Raw genomic sequence first — 16,041 nt, forward strand, 5'->3', positions numbered from 1 at the left:
ATCCGCGCAAGCAAACGTTTTACATTAAGCTTCGCAGGTGGTTATACTGCAATGATAACGGCGCCGGGCATGACCCGGCGCCCGCATTCTCCCCGCAACACGCAGCCGGCCGGGCAGGGGGCGAATGCCACTACAACGACAATCACGGCCGGTCTTTGGGAGAAGTCCATTGGAACCCCTGCACCTGTTACCCGCCGGGCTCGTGCTCGTGGGGGTGACCTTCCTGGTCGCCGCCCTGTTACCCGCCTGCCGCATCTGCGGCGAGGCCCGCGATACCGTCCAGGGCTGGCGCATCCTCTCCCTCCTCATCGTCGTCTTCATCCTGGGCTACCTGGCCTATAACGTCTCGCTCATCGGCCGCGAGGTCACGCCCATCGACTACGTGGTGGCCGGCATCTTCTTCATGGGCAGCGTGTTCGTGCTGGTGGTGAGCCGCCTGAGCATGATCACCATCCGCGAGGTGCGCCGCATCTCGGCCCTGGAGCGCCACCGTGCCTCGCACGACGGGCTCACCGGCCTGCCCAACCGCGCCCATTTCAGCGAACGGATCTCGGCACTGATCGAGTCCTCGGGCGAGGAGCAACGGGCCTTCACCGTGCTGCTCATGGACCTCGACCGTTTCAAGGCCATCAACGACACCCTCGGCCACGACTACGGCGACCGCCTGCTGGTGGCGGTGAGCGAACGCCTGAGCGGCGTCCTCAACGAGACGCATACCCTGGCGCGGCTGGGCGGCGACGAGTTCGGCCTGGTGATCGAGGGGGTGGCGAACGCGCGACGCGTGGGCTCCATCGCCGGACGCATCCATGCCGCACTCAGCGAGCCCTTCGTCATCGACGGCCACGTGATGGACGCGGCGATGAGCCTGGGCGCCGCCTTCTTCCCGGATCACGGCAGCACGGCCAACACATTGATGAAACGCGCCGAGATCGCCATGTACGCGGCGAAGAAATCGGCCATCCAGTGGGCGGTGTACAACCACGAACTCGAACAGCACAGCCTCAACCAGCTCTCGCTGCACGGCGAACTGCGTCGTGCCATCGAGGGGAACGAACTGCACCTGATGTTCCAGCCGCAGGTGGATGTGCTGAGCGGGGAGCTGCGGGGGCTGGAGGCGCTGGTGCGCTGGCGCGGGGATGACGGGCGCACGGTGATGCCCGACGAGTTCATCCCCATGGCCGAACAGACCGGCCTCATCACCCAGCTCGATCAGTGGGTGATCCGCCGGGTGGCAGAATACCTCCGGCAGTGGGAGCGCATCACCGGCGACTTCAGCGTGTCGGTGAACATCTCGGCGCGCAGCCTGAGCGATGCGGGTTTTCTGGACGACATCATCGCCACCTTCCGCCGCCACGGCATCTCGCCGCGTGCACTGATGCTGGAGATCACCGAGAGCGCGGTGATGGCCGACCCCGAACAGGCGATGAACGCCATCACCCGTCTGACCCGCATGGGCTTCGGCTTCGCCATCGACGACTTCGGTACCGGCTATTCCTCGCTGGCCTACCTCAAGCGCCTGCCGGCGCGCGAGATCAAGATCGACAAGTCCTTCGTCACGCAGATGGGGTTCGACGACAACGACGCCGTGATCGTGCGCGCCACCATCGATCTCGCGCACAACCTCGGCCGGCGCGTGGTGGCGGAAGGGGTGGAGGACCGGGACACGCTGGACCTGCTGGCCATCCTGGGCTGCGACCGCGCCCAAGGCTATTACATCAGCCGCCCCATGGACGTGGACAGCCTGCAGGCCTGGCTGCAGACCAACGCCCCCCGCGAGGAACGCCCCGCGGCCTGGCCGGGACCCGGCACGGTGGTGCCGGCCTGAGCGGCGCTTCCCCCGCTAGCGGGGCGTACCTGAATCTCTCATCGCCCGGCGGCCATCCCGGCCGCCGGTAATCCATGCATCGGTATCGGCTCAGGCGCTGGCCAGCTGGCGCAGCACGTAGTGCAGGATGCCGCCGTTGCGGTAGTAGTCGGCCTCCACCGGCGTGTCGATGCGCACGCGTGCCTTGAACTGCCGGCGGCTGCCATCGGCCGCGGTGGCGGTGACGGTGACCTCCTTCGCGTTGCCGTTGTCCAGGCCCTCGATGTCGAAGGCCTCGGTACCGGTGAGCCCCAGGGTGGCCGGGTTTTCGCCCGGCAGGAACTCCAGCGGCAGCACGCCCATGCCCACCAGGTTGGAGCGGTGGATGCGCTCGTAGCTCTCGGCGATGACGGCCTGCACACCCAACAGGCGCGGGCCCTTGGCCGCCCAGTCGCGCGAGGAACCGGAGCCGTATTCCTTGCCGGCCAGCACGATGGTGGGCACACCCTCGTCGGCGTACTTCATGGCCGCGTCGTAGATCGACATGGCCTCGCCGTCCGGCAGGTGCAGGGTGACACCGCCCTCGGTGCCGGGCGCGAGCAGGTTGCGCAGGCGCACGTTGGCGAAGGTGCCGCGCATCATGACCTCGTGATTGCCGCGGCGTGAGCCGTAGGAGTTGAAGTCGGCGGGGGCGACGCCATGCGCCTGCAGGTACCTGCCCGCGGGGCTGTCGGCCTTGATGGCGCCGGCCGGGGAGATGTGGTCGGTGGTGACCGAGTCGCCCAGCAGCGCGAGCACACGCGCGCCCTTGATATCGGTGACCGCACCCGGCTCCTTGGCCATGTCGACGAAGTAGGGCGGGTTCTGCACGTAGGTGGAGTCGTCCGACCAGGCGAAGAGCTGGCCCTTCGGCGATTCCAGCTTGTTCCAGGCCTCGTTGCCCTTGAAGACGTCGGCGTAGGCATTGGCAAAGCCCTCGGCGCTCACCGAGCCACCCACGACGGCCTGGATCTCGGCCTGGGTGGGCCAGATGTCCTTCAGGTAGACGTCGTTGCCGTCGGCGTCGGTGGCCAGCGGCTCGTTGTACGGATCGATGTCCATGCGCCCGGCGATGGCGTAGGCCACCACCAGCGGCGGCGAGGCGAGGTAGTTCATGCGCACCTCGGAGTGGATGCGCCCCTCGAAGTTGCGGTTGCCCGAGAGCACCGAACAGACCACCAGGTCGTCTTCCAGGATGGCCTCGCTGATGGCCTCGGGCAGCGGGCCCGAGTTGCCGATACAGGTGGTGCAGCCGTAGCCGACCAGGTTGAAGCCCAGTGCGTCGAGGTGTTCGGTGAGACCGGCCTTGTCGAGGTAGTCGGTGACCACGCGCGAGCCGGGGGCCAGGGAGGTCTTCACCCAGGGCTTGACGGCCAGGCCGCGCTCGCGGGCCTTCGTCGCCACCAGGCCAGCACCCACCATGACGGAGGGGTTGGAGGTGTTGGTGCAGGAGGTGATGGCCGCGATCACCACCATGCCGTGATCCATGTGGAACTGCTGGCCCTTGTGCGAGACGGTGTGGCGCGGCTTTTCATCGGCCTGGTGTTCGACGCCGACGGCCGTGTGGCCGCCTTCGCCCTCGAAGCGGTCGGCCTCCACGTCTTTCGCCCCGGCCAGGGCACGCTCGTCGAGCATGGCGTCGATGACGGCACGCACCGAGCCCTTGGCCTCGCTCAGCTTCACGCGGTCCTGCGGGCGCTTGGGGCCGGCGAGGCTGGGCTCGACCGTGGACATGTCCAGTTCCAGGGTGTCGCTGTAGACGGCCTCGGCAGCGCCGGTCTCGCGGAACATGCCCTGGGCCTTCGCGTAGGCCGCCACCAGCGCGACCTCGTCGGCGCTGCGGCCGGAGAGACGCAGGTAGGTGAGGGTCTCGTCGTCGATGGGGAAGATGCCGCAGGTGGCGCCGTACTCCGGTGCCATGTTGGCGATGGTGGCGCGGTCGGCCAGCGGCAGGTGATCCAGGCCGTCGCCGAAGAATTCCACGAACTTGCCGACCACGCCCTTGGCGCGCAGCATCTCGACGATGGTCAGCACCAGGTCGGTGGCGGTGGCACCCTCGGGCAGCTGGCCGGTGAGGCGGAAGCCAACCACCTGCGGGATGAGCATGGTGACCGGCTGGCCGAGCATGGCGGCCTCGGCCTCGATGCCGCCCACGCCCCAGCCGAGCACGCCCAGGCCGTTGATCATGGTGGTGTGGGAGTCGGTGCCCACCAGGGTGTCCGGGTAGGCCTGCAGCACGCCGTTGTTCTCCATGGCGAACACGCCGCGCGCCAGGTACTCGAGGTTGACCTGGTGCACGATGCCGGTCTCCGGCGGCACCACCTTGAAGTTGTCGAAGGCCTCCTGGCCCCACTTCAGGAAGGCGTAGCGTTCCTTGTTGCGCTGGTACTCGAGCTTCTCGTTGAGCGAGAAGGCGCTGGTGTCGCCGAAGTTGTCGACCTGCACGGAGTGGTCGATGACCAGCTCGGCCGGCTGCAGCGGGTTGATCCTGGCCGGGTCGCCGCCCAGGGCCTTCATCGCGTCGCGCATGGCGGCGAGGTCCACCACCGCCGGCACGCCGGTGAAGTCCTGCATCAGCACGCGCGCGGGGCGGTAGGCGATCTCCTTGGCCGGCTGGGCCTTGGGGTCCCAGTCGAGCAGGGCCTGGATGTCGTCGGCGCTCACGCTCTTGCCGTCCTCGAAACGCAGCAGGTTCTCCAGGAGGATCTTCAGGGAGTAGGGCAGGCGCTGTGCCTTGTCCAGCCCGCTCAGGCGGAAGATCTCGTAGGTTTTGCCGTTGACGTCGAGATGGGAGCGGGTCTTGAAGGTATCAGCCATGGTCTGTCCTGCGTGTTGGAGGTTATTCGTCTTGCGCGCGGTTTTTCGGCGCGAAAGCGCGTAATTATCGGCGATTTGGCCCCGAAACGGTAGGGGCGGGGGTGACGCGCCGGGCTAATGCGGCCCCAGCCGGCGTGCCGCGGCGACCAGCTTGGTGCGGCCGAAGATGAGACTCCAGCGTGAACCGCCGGCCTGGCGCCAGAGCACCGCGGCACGGATGCCCGCCAGCAGCAGGGCACGGATGCGGGAGGCGTTGTCCGGGTTGCTCAGGTGGCCCTGGTCGCCCTGCACGATGATGCGCGGCCCCATCTGGCTGATGGTGTTCTGGTAGAGCTCGGCCAGCCGCGCCACGGTGTTGGCATGCGTGGCGGAGAAGAACTCGAACTGCTTCTCGGCCGTCTGCAGGCCTTCCTGGATGGTGGACACCAGGTCCGGGCGTCTGCGCAGGCGGCGCTCCAGGTGCAGCAGCGTGACGACGTAGCGGGTGATCTCCATCTCGCGCGTGGTGTTCTGCTGGCCCAGCTGCTGTTCCAGCACGTTGAAGCCCAGGCGCAGGTTCGACAGTTCGCCGTAAATCGACTCGATGCCCTCGGCCTCGAGCGTGAACAGGCTCTTGATGCAGGTCTCGAAGGCGGCGGGGTCGGCCGAGCCTTCCCAGGCGACCTGGCGCACGAGTTCGGCACACTGGAACAGGGCGGCCATGGCGATGGCGCGATTTTCGATGCTCGGTGTCACGGGGCTACCTGTTGTTACGGATGGTCGATGGGCTCTTCGATGATGGCGCCGCCCAGGCAGACCGCGCCGTCGTAGAAGACGATGGACTGGCCCGGCGTGATGGCGCGCTGCGGCTCGGCGAAATGCACCGCCAGGGTATCCGTCCCGCGCAGCGTGACGCTGCAGGCCTGGTCGGGCTGACGATAGCGGATCTTCGCCGTGCAGGACAGGGGAAAGGCCGGTGCCTCGCCCGCGATCCAGTGGACCTGCCGGGCCAGCAGGGCGGGATGATAGAGCAGCGGGTGGTCGTGTCCCTGGCCGACGAGGAGCCGGTTCTGCTCCAGGTCCTTGCCCACCACGAACCAGGGCGCCTCGCCCGCATCCCGCACCCCGCCGATGCCCAGCCCCTGGCGCTGGCCCAGGGTGTAGTACATGAGCCCCTGGTGCTCGCCCAGCGTCTCGCCGTTCGCCGTGACGATGGGGCCGGGCCGGGCGGGCAGGTAGCGGGCGAGGAAGTCGCGGAACTTGCGCTCGCCGATGAAGCAGATGCCGGTGCTGTCCTTCTTGGTGGAGGTGATGAAGCCGGCCTTTGCGGCGATCTCGCGCACGCGGGGCTTTTCCAGCTCGCCGACGGGGAACAGGCTGCGGGCGAGCGGCGCCTGGCCCAGGGCATAGAGGAAGTAGCTCTGGTCCTTGTTGGCATCCACGCCGCGCAACAGGCGGGCGCGCTCGCCGTGTTCCACCCGTGCGTAATGGCCGGTGGCGATGTAATCGGCGCCGAGTTCGAGGGCATAGTCGAGGAAGGCCTTGAACTTGATCTCCTTGTTGCACATCACGTCCGGGTTGGGCGTGCGGCCGCGGCGGTATTCCTCCAGGAAGTAGGCAAACACCCGGTCCCAGTATTGGCGGGCGAAGTTCACCTTGTGCAGCACGATCTCGAGATCGCTGCACACGGCCTGGGCGTCGGCGAGGTCCTGGGCGGCGGCACAGTAGTCTGCGTCGTCGTCATCCTCCCAGTTCTTCATGAACAGGCCCTCGACGCGATAGCCCTGTTCGAGCAGGCGCAGGGCGGCGACCGACGAGTCGACGCCGCCGGACATGCCGACGATGACGCGGGGGGCGCGGGAGGTCATGCCGTTTCCCTGTGGTCGAGATCGGTGAGCAGTTCGAGGGGGTAGCGCCGGCCGGCCAGGTAGTCGTCGATGCAGCGCAGTACGAGGGGGCTGCGCAGGGCCAGGGCGGAGCCTAGCAGGGCCTCGCGGTCCAGCCAGTGGGTGGCGACGATGTCGGGGTCCAGCGTCGCACCGGGCACCGGTTCGCCGAGCTCGCCGGTGAAGGCGGCGCGCAGGAAGGTGAGGCCCGAGGCCGGATGCACCCAGCGATACAGCCCGACCAGGGCGGTGGGGCGGAAGTCGTGCCCGGTCTCCTCGCGGGTCTCGCGGACCGCCGCCTCGAGCAGGCTCTCGCCTTCCTCCAGGTGCCCGGCGGGCTGGTTGAGCACGGCGCGGCCGGCCTCCCGCTCCTCCACGAGCAGGAAGCGCCCCTCGCGCTCGGCCACGCAGGCCACGGTGACATTCGGCTTCCAGATCATCCGCGCATCATATCATGCGGCCCAGCGCCGGGACGCGCCGCCGTCTCGCCGCCCGGGAAAACAGCAGCCGGTGGAACTTTCGTTTTGCAGGACCAGTCTCAGTTCTTTGAAAAACCCGACCAATCAATGGGTTAAGCCGCGGTTTTGCAACGCTGCCCGTTGGGTGAAACGCGGCGCTGCGGTATACTCTGGGTCCCGCCGCACCGGGTCGGCAATACGGCAACTGAACTAGACTCAGATCAATGGCAGAGCAACACAGACAGGATCACGACGACGGCCTGCTCGTCGAGGAATCGAAGCCCCGGGTCAAGCGCCCGCCCATGTACAAGGTGGTGTTGTTGAACGATGACTACACGCCGATGGAGTTCGTGGTCCTGGTGCTGGAGACCTTCTTCAACATGGACCGCGAGCGCGCCACGCGCGTGATGCTCGCGGTACACACCAAGGGCAAGGGCGTGTGCGGCATCTACACCCGCGACATCGCCGAGACCAAGGTGGCCCAGGTGAACGACTACGCCCGCGAGAACCAGCACCCGTTGCTGTGCTCCATGGAAGAAGCGGACTGAATCCGGCCCGGACGCCCCACAGGCAGCAGCCAGACCCGGCCCAGCCGGTACATCAGCCAGCCGGAACGATAGAGAGAGCCCATGCTCAGCAAAGAACTCGAGTTTTCCCTCAACGCGGCCTTCAAGAATGCCCGCGAGAGCCGTCATGAATTCATGACCGTGGAGCACCTGCTGCTCGCGCTGGTCGACAACGCGACGGCGGCCAGCGTGATGCGTGCCTGCGGCGTGGACCTGGACGAGCTGCGCCACGACCTCGCCGTGTTCATCGACGACAACACCCCGCTGCTGCCGCCGGAAGATCCGCGCGACACCCAGCCCACGCTCGGTTTCCAGCGGGTGCTGCAGCGCGCCGTGTTCCACGTGCAGTCCTCCGGCAAGAAGGAGGTCAACGGCGCCAACGTGCTGGTGGCCATCTTCGGCGAGCAGGATTCGCAGGCCGTGTACCTGCTGGCCAAGTACGACCTGACGCGGCTGGACGTGGTGAACTACCTCTCCCACGGTATCTCGCGCATCGGCGACGAGGAGGAGCTGGGCGAGGAGCACATCGTGCCGGAAGAGGGCGAGGGGGAGGACGAGGAATCGCGCCGCAGCCCGCTGGACGAGTTCGCCACCAACCTCAATGCCCAGGCCATCCAGGGCAAGATCGACCCGCTCATCGGCCGCGCCAGCGAGGTGGAGCGCACCATCCAGATCCTGTGTCGCCGGCGCAAGAACAACCCCCTGCTGGTCGGCGAGGCCGGCGTGGGCAAGACCGCGATTGCCGAGGGCCTGGCGAAGAAGATCGTCGACGAGGAGGTGCCGGAGGTGCTGGCCGACAGCACCATCTACGCGCTGGACCTCGGCGCCCTGGTGGCCGGCACCAAGTACCGCGGCGACTTCGAGAAGCGCCTCAAGGGCGTGCTGCGCCAGCTGAAGAAGGAGCCGGGTGCGATCCTGTTCATCGACGAGATCCACACCATCATCGGTGCGGGTTCGGCCTCGGGTGGCGTGATGGACGCCTCCAACCTGATCAAGCCCATGCTGGCCTCGGGCGAACTCAAGTGCATCGGTTCCACCACCTACCAGGAATACCGCGGCATCTTCGAAAAGGACCGCGCCCTGGCCCGTCGTTTCCAGAAGATCGACGTGAACGAGCCGAGCGTGGACGAGACCTTCGAGATCCTCAAGGGGCTGAAGTCGCGCTTCGAGGAACATCATTCGGTGAAGTACACCAGCAAGGCCCTGCGTGCGGCGGCCGAGCTGTCGGAGAAGTACATCTCCGACCGCCATCTGCCGGACAAGGCCATCGACGTGATCGACGAGGCCGGCGCCAGCCGCCGCCTGCAGCCGGAGAGCAGCCGCAAGAAGACCATCGGCATCCGCGACATCGAGGACATCGTCGCCAAGATCGCCCGCATCCCGGCCAAGAACGTCTCCGCCTCCGACATGGAGACGCTGAAGAACCTGGAGCGCGACCTGAAGATGGTGGTCTACGGGCAGGACGAGGCCATCGACCTGCTGGCCTCGGCGATCAAGATGTCACGCTCCGGCCTGGGCGACCCCGACAAGCCGATCGGCTCCTTCCTGTTCGCCGGCCCCACCGGCGTGGGCAAGACCGAGGTGACACGCCAGCTCGCCCGTATCATGGGCATCGAGCTGCTGCGCTTCGACATGTCCGAGTACATGGAGCGCCACACCGTCTCGCGCCTGATCGGTGCGCCCCCCGGCTACGTCGGCTACGACGAGGGCGGGCTGCTCACGGACGCCGTGCTCAAGCATCCGCATGCCGTGCTGCTGCTCGACGAGATCGAGAAGGCCCACCCGGACGTCTTCAACCTGCTGCTGCAGGTGATGGACCACGGCACGCTCACCGACACCAACGGCCGCAAGGTGGACTTCCGCAACGTGGTGATCGTGATGACCAGCAACGCCGGCGCCGAATCGCTGACGCGCAAGACCGTGGGCTTCACCCCGCAGGATCACACCACCGACGCGATGGAGACCATCAAGAAGACCTTCTCGCCGGAATTCCGCAACCGCCTGGATGCCATCATCCAGTTCAAGTCGCTGGACCCGCGCACCATTGTCAACGTGGTCGACAAGTTCATCATCCAGCTCGAGTCCCAGCTGGAAGAGAAGAAGGTCACGCTGGTGGTGGAGGATTCGGCGCGGCACTGGCTGGCCGAGCGCGGCTACGATCCGCAGATGGGTGCACGGCCCATGGCCCGTGTCATCCAGGAGCACATCAAGAAGCCGCTGGCCAACGAGATCCTGTTCGGGAAGCTGGCGGGTGGTGGCGAGGTGCGCATCACGGCCGGCGAGGGTGGGCTGAAACTCGAATACGAAACAAAAGAGGCGGTGCACTAGGCACCGCCTCCGGCATCTCGGTTTCACGCAGTCGCCAGGGGCCTAGCGGTTGCGGTAGGTGATGCGCCCCTTGGTGAGGTCGTAGGGCGTCAGCTGCACGGTGACGCGGTCGCCGGTGAGGATGCGGATGTAGTTCTTGCGCATGCGGCCGGAGATATGGGCCGTCACCACGTGACCGTTGTCCAGTTCCACTCGGAACATCGTGTTGGGCAGGGTGTCGACCACCGTGCCTTCCATCTCGATGTGATCTTCTTTTGCCATATGCCTTGAAGGTTAGAGGCTGCGCCGTTTTGACCAGCCGGTATTATCGACAACCTGCCGGATAAAACAAGCATTTGCCGCCCATTCCGGATTGATTTTCGGGCATTTTTATCCCCACCGGCGCATTTGCGCTGCTTCGATGCTTTGCCTACACTACGCGCCTTCGCCGACGTCGCCATCAGATAAACAATAGACAACCAGGCAAGAGGCCACCACCTACATGACCTTTGCAGCCGTTTTCCCCGGCCAGGGCTCCCAGTCCATGGGCATGCTCGCCGAGCTGGGCGACAAGTACTACCAGGTACGCGAGACCTTCCAGGAGGCCTCCGACGCACTGGGCTTCGACCTCTGGTCGCTGACCCAGAACGGTCCCGAGAGCGATCTCAACAGCACCGAGAACACGCAGCCGGCCATGCTGGCGGCGGGCGTTGCCGTCTGGCGCGTGTGGAAGGCCCAGGGCGGCTGCCTGCCGCAGGCCATGGCCGGACACAGCCTGGGCGAGTACACCGCCCTGGTCTGCGCCGGCGCCATGGAGTTCGACGCGGCCGTCACCCTGGTGCGCGAGCGCGGCCGCCTGATGCAGGCGGCGGTACCGGAAGGCGAGGGCGCCATGGCGGCCATCCTGGGGCTGGACGACGACGCCGTGCGGGCCGTCTGCGAAGGCGCCGCGCAGGGCGAGGTGGTCGAGCCGGTCAACTTCAATTCGCCGGGCCAGGTGGTGATCGCGGGCTCGGCTGCCGCCGTCGAGCGCGCCGTGGCCGCCGCCACCGAGGCCGGTGCCAAGCGGGCCCTGAAACTGCCGGTGAGCGTGCCCTCGCACTGCAGCCTGATGCGTGGCGCGGGCGATCAGCTCGCCGAGCGCCTGGCAGGCGTGGCCATCCAGGCCCCGTCCATCCCGGTGATCCACAACGCCGACGTCGCCAGCCACAGCGAGCCCGATCGCATCCGCGACGCCCTGGCCCGCCAGCTCTACAGCCCGGTGCGCTGGGTCGAAACTGTTAACCGGTTGGCGGCCGACGGTGTCACCGACATCGTAGAATTCGGCCCCGGCAAGGTCCTGGCCGGCCTCACCAAACGAATCGACAAGTCCATTTCGGCCCAGTGCGCGCTCGATGCGGCCTCGCTCGCGTCCGCCCTCGGCCTGTGCGGAGAGAAAGCCTGATGAAGCTTGAAGGAGAAATCGCGCTGGTCACCGGCGCCAGCCGCGGCATCGGCCGTGCCATCGCCGTGGCCCTGGGACAGCAGGGTGCGACCGTCATCGGCACCGCCACCAGCGACAAGGGCGCCGAGGCGATCACCGCCTACATGAAGGAGGCCGGCATCAAGGGGCAGGGCATGACCCTGAACGTCACCGATGCCGAGGCCGTGACCGAGACCGTCAAGGCCATCGGCGAGGCGCATGGTCCGGTGACCATTCTGGTGAACAATGCCGGCATCACCCGCGACAACCTGTTGATGCGCATGAAGGACGAGGAATGGGATGACATCATGCAGACCAACCTCAGCTCCGTGTTCCGCGTCTCCAAGGCCGTGCTGCGCGGCATGATGAAGGCGAAGAAGGGCCGCATCATCAGCATCGCCTCCGTGGTCGGTGCCACCGGCAACCCGGGTCAGGCCAACTACGCCGCCGCCAAGGCCGGCATCGTCGGCTTCTCCAAGTCGCTGGCCCGCGAGGTGGGCTCGCGCGGGATCACCGTGAACGTGGTGGCGCCGGGCTTCATCGACACCGACATGACGCGCGCCCTGCCGGAAGAGCAGCGCGAGGCGCTCGTCGGCCAGATCGCGCTCGGACGCCTGGGCGCGGCCGAGGACATCGCCAACGCGGTGGCCTTCCTGGCCTCGCCGGAGGCCGCTTACATCACGGGCGAGACCCTGCACGTGAACGGCGGCATGTACATGGCCTGAGCCGCCACTACCTAGAAGAAAGACGAGAAACAGGCTCCAACATTCTGTTTGAAAAGGTTTTTTGGTCTGCGTAACGAGAACGTTGCGCGGTCCTCGAGAGCGGGTCTTCCGACAAAGTAGATTGCCGGATGGCTTTACACTAAAATACCGCCGCAGTTACGCTGCGTTGAGCATATTTAGGGGATAACTAGCCAATGAGTACTATCGAAGAACGCGTCAAGAAGATCGTCGTCGAACAGCTGGGCGCCAAGGAAGAAGATGTCACCAATGAAGCGTCCTTTGTCGACGATCTGGGCGCTGACTCCCTCGACACCGTCGAACTGGTCATGGCTCTGGAAGAAGAGTTCGAGACCGAGATTCCCGACGAGGAAGCCGAAAAGATCACCACCGTCCAGCAGGCCATTGATTACATCAACGCGCACAAGTAACGCGCGACCTGCGGAATAAAGACAGAGCAACAGACCGCGACCCTACGGTCGCGGTCTGTTGCTTTGGATCATGAAGCGAAACGAAGAAGGGTCATCACCTTGTCCAAGCGTCGTGTAGTTGTCACCGGTCTGGGTATCATTTCGCCCGTCGGTTCCACCATCGATACTGCCTGGGAGAACATCAAGGCGGGTAAAAGCGGGATCGACCGCATCAATCCCGATCTTTTCGATTCCAGTGCCTTTTCCGTGCAGATCGCGGGTAACGTCAGCGGCTTCACCGCCGATGACTACATCACGCCCAAGGACCAGAAGAAGATGGACCTCTTTGTCCAGTACGGCATGGCGGCAGGGATTCAGGCCGTTGCCGACGCCGGGCTGGAGGTGACCGAGCAGAATGCCGAGCGCATCGGCGTGTCCATCGGCTCGGGTATCGGTGGTCTCGGTACCATCGAACGCAATTACGAGGCCTACATGAAGGGCGGTCCGCGCAAGATCTCGCCGTTCTTCGTGCCCAGCGCCATCATCAACATGATCTCGGGCAATCTCTCGATCATGTACGGTTTCAAGGGTCCGAACATCGCGCTGGTCAGTGCCTGCGCGACCGCGACCCACAGCATCGGCGATGCCGCCCGTCACATCATCTATGGTGACGCGGACGTGATGATCGCCGGTGGTGCGGAGATGGGCTGCACCGTGCTCGGCATCGGCGGTTTCGCCGCCGCCCGCGCCCTGTCCACCCGCAACGACGATCCCCAGGCGGCCAGCCGTCCCTGGGACAAGGACCGCGACGGCTTCGTGCTCGGCGACGGTGCCGGCGTGCTGGTGCTCGAGGAGTACGAACATGCCAAGGCCCGCGGGGCGAAGATCTACTGCGAACTGGCCGGTCTCGGCTGGTCGGCCGACGCCTATCACATGACCTCGCCCTCCGAGGGTGGGGAAGGTGCGGCGCGCTGCATGACCATGGCCATGAAGGACGCCGGCATCAATCCCGAGGACGTGGACTACATCAACGCCCACGGCACCTCCACCCCGGCCGGCGACGTCGCCGAGACCTCGGCGGTCAAGCGTGCCTTCGGCGATCACGCCCGCAAGCTGGCCGTGAGCTCCACCAAGTCCATGACCGGTCACCTGCTCGGGGCCGCCGGCGGTGTCGAGGCGGTGTTCTCGGTGCTGTCGCTGCGCGACCAGATCATGCCCCCGACCATCAACCTCGACAACCAGGACCCGGCCTGCGATCTCGACTTCGTGCCCAACACCGCACGCGAGGGCAAGCTCGACGTGGTGCTGTCGAACTCCTTCGGTTTCGGCGGCACCAACGGCACCCTGGTGTTCAAGAAACTCGCCTGATCACTGCCCGGGCAGGGCGGGCGGCGCGTGCTCCTACGCTGGTTCGACAGCAGCACCGACCTCTTCGCCCTGCACCGGCACGCGCCCGCGCGCTATCCCTTCCTGCTGGATAGCGCGGTCACCGGGACCCCCCACTCGCGTTATTCCATCCTCCTGGCACTGCCTGGCGAGCGGCTCCGGCTGACCGCCGACGGCGTCCTGACCGGCCCCCATGCCGCGGGGCAGACCCGCTTCGTCGATGCCCTGGACAACTGGTTTCTCGCCGAGGTCGGCTCCGCCACGCCGGCCGACGACGAGCTGCCGTTTCACGGCGGCTGGTTCCTCTACCTGGGCTATGAGCTCGCCGCCGAACTCGAACCCACGCTCGAACTGCCACCGGCCGCCGGCATCGCACCGGTGGCCGAGGCCGTACGCTGCCAGGGGGCGGTGATCGTCGACCACGAACGCCGGGCCTGCGCGGTGGTGGCCGAGCCGGGAGCGCAGGCCGGTTTCGCCGCCCTGTGCGCGGACGTGGCATCCGACCTGGCCGCCCGCGAGGCCGGCACCAGCCCCATGCCGATTGTCGGCACGATCCGCGAGGACGAGCCCACGGCCTACCTCGACGGCGTACGACGCTGCCTCGACTACATCCGCGATGGCGACGTCTTCCAGGTCAATCTCTCGCGCGGCTGGGAGGTGACGCTGTCGCAGGCGGTCTCGCATGCCGATCTCTATGCCCGGCTGCGCGAGGCCAACCCGGCCCCCTTTGCCGGGCTCGCCGACTTCGGTGACTGGGCGGTGCTGAGCTCCTCGCCGGAGCGACTGGTGAAGGTCAGGGGTGGGCGTGTCGACACGCGGCCGATCGCCGGCACGCGGCCGCGCGGTGCGGACAGCGGAGACGACGACCGCCTCTCGCGGGAGCTCATCGGCCATCCCAAGGAGCGGGCCGAGCACGTCATGCTGCTGGACCTGGAACGCAACGACCTGGGACGCATCTGCCGCCCGGGCAGCATCCGGGTCGACGAGCTCATGTCGGTGGAGAGCTATCGCCATGTCCATCACATCGTCTCCAACGTCACCGGGGAACTGCGCCAGGGAGTACGCCCGGGCGAGGTGATCCGTGCGGTCTTTCCCGGCGGCACCATCACCGGCTGCCCCAAGGTGCGCTGCATGGAGATCATCGCCGAACTGGAGGGTGTCGGGCGCGGCGCCTACACGGGGGGGATCGGTTATCTCGATCGCAGCGGCGACATGGATCTCAACATCCTCATCCGCAGCATCCTGCGCCAGGGCGACACCCTGCACTTTCGTACCGGGGCCGGCATCGTCGCCGACTCCGACCCGCAGGCGGAGCTGGAGGAGACCCGACACAAGGCCCGCGGTCTGCTGCACGCGCTGGGGCAGGGGGGCTGAGCATGACGGATTCCATGCTCGTCAACGGTCAGCCCGGCCACCTGGTCGAGGCCGCCGACCGTGGGCTGCAGTACGGCGACGGCCTGTTCGAGACCCTCGCCCTGCGCGGCGGCGAGGTGTGCCACTGGCCGGCGCATTACGCCCGCCTGCAGCGCGGCGGCGAGCGCCTGGGCCTGGCCGTGCCGGCGGCCTCCCTGCTGCTTGGCGAGATTGCCCGCGTGGCCAGCGGTGCGCCCCGCGAGGTGGTGAAGCTGGTACTGACCCGCGGGGCGGGCGGACGGGGCTATCGGCCGCCCGAGGGCGCCACTCCCACCCGCATCGTCAGCCGTCACCCCTGGCCGGAACACCCGGTGCAATACCGGGAGGAGGGGATACTGGCCACCTGCTGCCGCATGCCGCTCGGACACAACCCGCGACTCGCCGGCATCAAGCATCTCAACCGCCTGGAGCAGGTGCTGGCCCGCGCCGAATGGGGCGATGCCTATCAGGAAGGCGTGATGTGCGACACGCAGGGAAACGTGGTTTCCGGTACCATGAGCAATCTGTTCCTGGTGACGGAACAGGGCCTGCTGACGCCGGACCTCACGGCCTGCGGCATCGAGGGAACCACCCGGGCGCGCGTGCTCGCCGCCGCCGAGGCGCGGGGACTGCCGGTCACCGTCGGCCGGGTCTCGATGACCGATCTCGCGCGCGCCCGGGGACTGTTTTTCTGCAACACGGTCATCGGCATCTGGCCGGTACGGCAGCTCGATGACAGGCCGTATCGCATCGACGAAACCATCCGCGTGCTGATGCAGGACATCGGCCAGGACTGATTATCCGCCAGGACTG

14 protein-coding genes are annotated in these 16,041 nt (G+C 66.7%); 9 read left to right on the top strand and 5 right to left on the bottom strand.

The genetic code is table 11. The features are described from left to right. Window positions 1-169 precede the first annotated feature (169 nt). The gene (locus HUJ28_11400; GenBank protein ID MBD3620068.1) at window positions 170-1,825 is read left to right on the top strand and encodes a bifunctional diguanylate cyclase/phosphodiesterase; all 1,656 of its coding nucleotides are present in this window, start codon (window positions 170-172) and stop codon (window positions 1,823-1,825) included. A gap of 90 nt (window positions 1,826-1,915) precedes the next feature. Here the strand turns inward: HUJ28_11400 and acnA are convergent, their stop codons facing one another. The 4 genes from acnA to HUJ28_11420 form a co-directional block, all read right to left on the bottom strand. After that, window positions 1,916-4,660 carry an aconitate hydratase AcnA gene (gene acnA, locus HUJ28_11405; protein MBD3620069.1) on the bottom strand — a complete coding sequence of 915 codons (2,745 nt, stop codon included), beginning with the start codon at window positions 4,658-4,660 and terminating at the stop codon, window positions 1,916-1,918. A gap of 114 nt (window positions 4,661-4,774) precedes the next feature. Then, window positions 4,775-5,362 carry a high frequency lysogenization protein HflD gene (gene hflD / locus HUJ28_11410; protein MBD3620070.1) on the bottom strand — a complete coding sequence of 196 codons (588 nt, stop codon included), beginning with the start codon at window positions 5,360-5,362 and terminating at the stop codon, window positions 4,775-4,777. A gap of 47 nt (window positions 5,363-5,409) precedes the next feature. Beyond that, on the bottom strand, window positions 5,410-6,507 hold the full coding sequence (gene mnmA, locus HUJ28_11415) for a tRNA 2-thiouridine(34) synthase MnmA (protein ID MBD3620071.1): 1,098 nt from the start codon (window positions 6,505-6,507) through the stop codon (window positions 5,410-5,412). Beyond that, window positions 6,504-6,965, bottom strand: coding sequence for an NUDIX hydrolase (locus tag HUJ28_11420; protein ID MBD3620072.1), 462 nt, complete (start codon window positions 6,963-6,965; stop codon window positions 6,504-6,506). Before HUJ28_11420 ends, mnmA begins: the two co-directional genes overlap by 4 nt. A gap of 242 nt (window positions 6,966-7,207) precedes the next feature. Between HUJ28_11420 and clpS the strand changes: the two genes are divergently transcribed. Further along, window positions 7,208-7,531, top strand: a complete 324-nt coding sequence (clpS, locus tag HUJ28_11425; protein MBD3620073.1) for an ATP-dependent Clp protease adapter ClpS — start codon at window positions 7,208-7,210, stop codon at window positions 7,529-7,531. Between the two features lie 81 nt (window positions 7,532-7,612). After that, complete coding sequence (clpA, locus tag HUJ28_11430) at window positions 7,613-9,877, top strand: ATP-dependent Clp protease ATP-binding subunit ClpA (protein ID MBD3620074.1); 2,265 nt, start codon at window positions 7,613-7,615, stop codon at window positions 9,875-9,877. 42 nt (window positions 9,878-9,919) lie between these two features. Here the strand turns inward: clpA and infA are convergent, their stop codons facing one another. Beyond that, the gene (infA, locus tag HUJ28_11435; protein ID MBD3620075.1) at window positions 9,920-10,138 is read right to left on the bottom strand and encodes a translation initiation factor IF-1; all 219 of its coding nucleotides are present in this window, start codon (window positions 10,136-10,138) and stop codon (window positions 9,920-9,922) included. Window positions 10,139-10,358: 220 nt separating this feature from the next. On the opposite strand from infA, the gene fabD reads away from it, so the two are divergent. The 6 genes from fabD (at window position 10,359) to pabC (ending at window position 16,025) form a co-directional block, all read left to right on the top strand. Then, the gene (fabD, locus tag HUJ28_11440; protein ID MBD3620076.1) at window positions 10,359-11,300 is read left to right on the top strand and encodes an ACP S-malonyltransferase; all 942 of its coding nucleotides are present in this window, start codon (window positions 10,359-10,361) and stop codon (window positions 11,298-11,300) included. Continuing rightward, window positions 11,300-12,043 carry a 3-oxoacyl-ACP reductase FabG gene (gene fabG, locus HUJ28_11445; GenBank protein MBD3620077.1) on the top strand — a complete coding sequence of 248 codons (744 nt, stop codon included), beginning with the start codon at window positions 11,300-11,302 and terminating at the stop codon, window positions 12,041-12,043. The genes fabD and fabG overlap by 1 nt, the downstream gene beginning before the upstream one ends. Before the next feature lie 194 nt (window positions 12,044-12,237). Further along, complete coding sequence (acpP, locus tag HUJ28_11450; protein ID MBD3620078.1) at window positions 12,238-12,471, top strand: acyl carrier protein; 234 nt, start codon at window positions 12,238-12,240, stop codon at window positions 12,469-12,471. Window positions 12,472-12,570: 99 nt separating this feature from the next. Further along, complete coding sequence (fabF, locus tag HUJ28_11455) at window positions 12,571-13,818, top strand: beta-ketoacyl-ACP synthase II (protein MBD3620079.1); 1,248 nt, start codon at window positions 12,571-12,573, stop codon at window positions 13,816-13,818. Window positions 13,819-13,845: 27 nt separating this feature from the next. Continuing rightward, window positions 13,846-15,210: an aminodeoxychorismate synthase component I gene (locus HUJ28_11460; protein ID MBD3620080.1), complete on the top strand. Its 1,365-nt coding sequence runs from the start codon at window positions 13,846-13,848 to the stop codon at window positions 15,208-15,210. 14 nt (window positions 15,211-15,224) lie between these two features. Further along, window positions 15,225-16,025: an aminodeoxychorismate lyase gene (gene pabC / locus HUJ28_11465; protein ID MBD3620081.1), complete on the top strand. Its 801-nt coding sequence runs from the start codon at window positions 15,225-15,227 to the stop codon at window positions 16,023-16,025. Window positions 16,026-16,041 lie beyond the last annotated feature (16 nt).

The organism is Chromatiales bacterium (assembly GCA_014762505.1).
Classification (GTDB): domain Bacteria; phylum Pseudomonadota; class Gammaproteobacteria; order SpSt-1174; family SpSt-1174; genus SpSt-1174.

Bases quoted from the DNA above. Each gene is read 5' to 3' on its own strand.
- acnA (MBD3620069.1), bottom strand. From the start codon at position 4,660: ATGGCTGATACCTTCAAGACCCGCTCCCATCTCGACGTCAACGGCAAA.
- hflD (MBD3620070.1), bottom strand. From the start codon at position 5,362: ATGGCCGCCCTGTTCCAGTGTGCCGAACTCGTGCGCCAGGTCGCCTGG.
- mnmA (MBD3620071.1), bottom strand. From the start codon at position 6,507: ATGACCTCCCGCGCCCCCCGCGTCATCGTCGGCATGTCCGGCGGCGTC.
- HUJ28_11420 (MBD3620072.1), bottom strand. From the start codon at position 6,965: ATGATCTGGAAGCCGAATGTCACCGTGGCCTGCGTGGCCGAGCGCGAG.
- clpS (MBD3620073.1), top strand. From the start codon at position 7,208: ATGGCAGAGCAACACAGACAGGATCACGACGACGGCCTGCTCGTCGAG.
- clpA (MBD3620074.1), top strand. From the start codon at position 7,613: ATGCTCAGCAAAGAACTCGAGTTTTCCCTCAACGCGGCCTTCAAGAAT.
- infA (MBD3620075.1), bottom strand. From the start codon at position 10,138: ATGGCAAAAGAAGATCACATCGAGATGGAAGGCACGGTGGTCGACACC.
- fabD (MBD3620076.1), top strand. From the start codon at position 10,359: ATGACCTTTGCAGCCGTTTTCCCCGGCCAGGGCTCCCAGTCCATGGGC.
- fabG (MBD3620077.1), top strand. From the start codon at position 11,300: ATGAAGCTTGAAGGAGAAATCGCGCTGGTCACCGGCGCCAGCCGCGGC.
- acpP (MBD3620078.1), top strand. From the start codon at position 12,238: ATGAGTACTATCGAAGAACGCGTCAAGAAGATCGTCGTCGAACAGCTG.
- pabC (MBD3620081.1), top strand. From the start codon at position 15,225: ATGCTCGTCAACGGTCAGCCCGGCCACCTGGTCGAGGCCGCCGACCGT.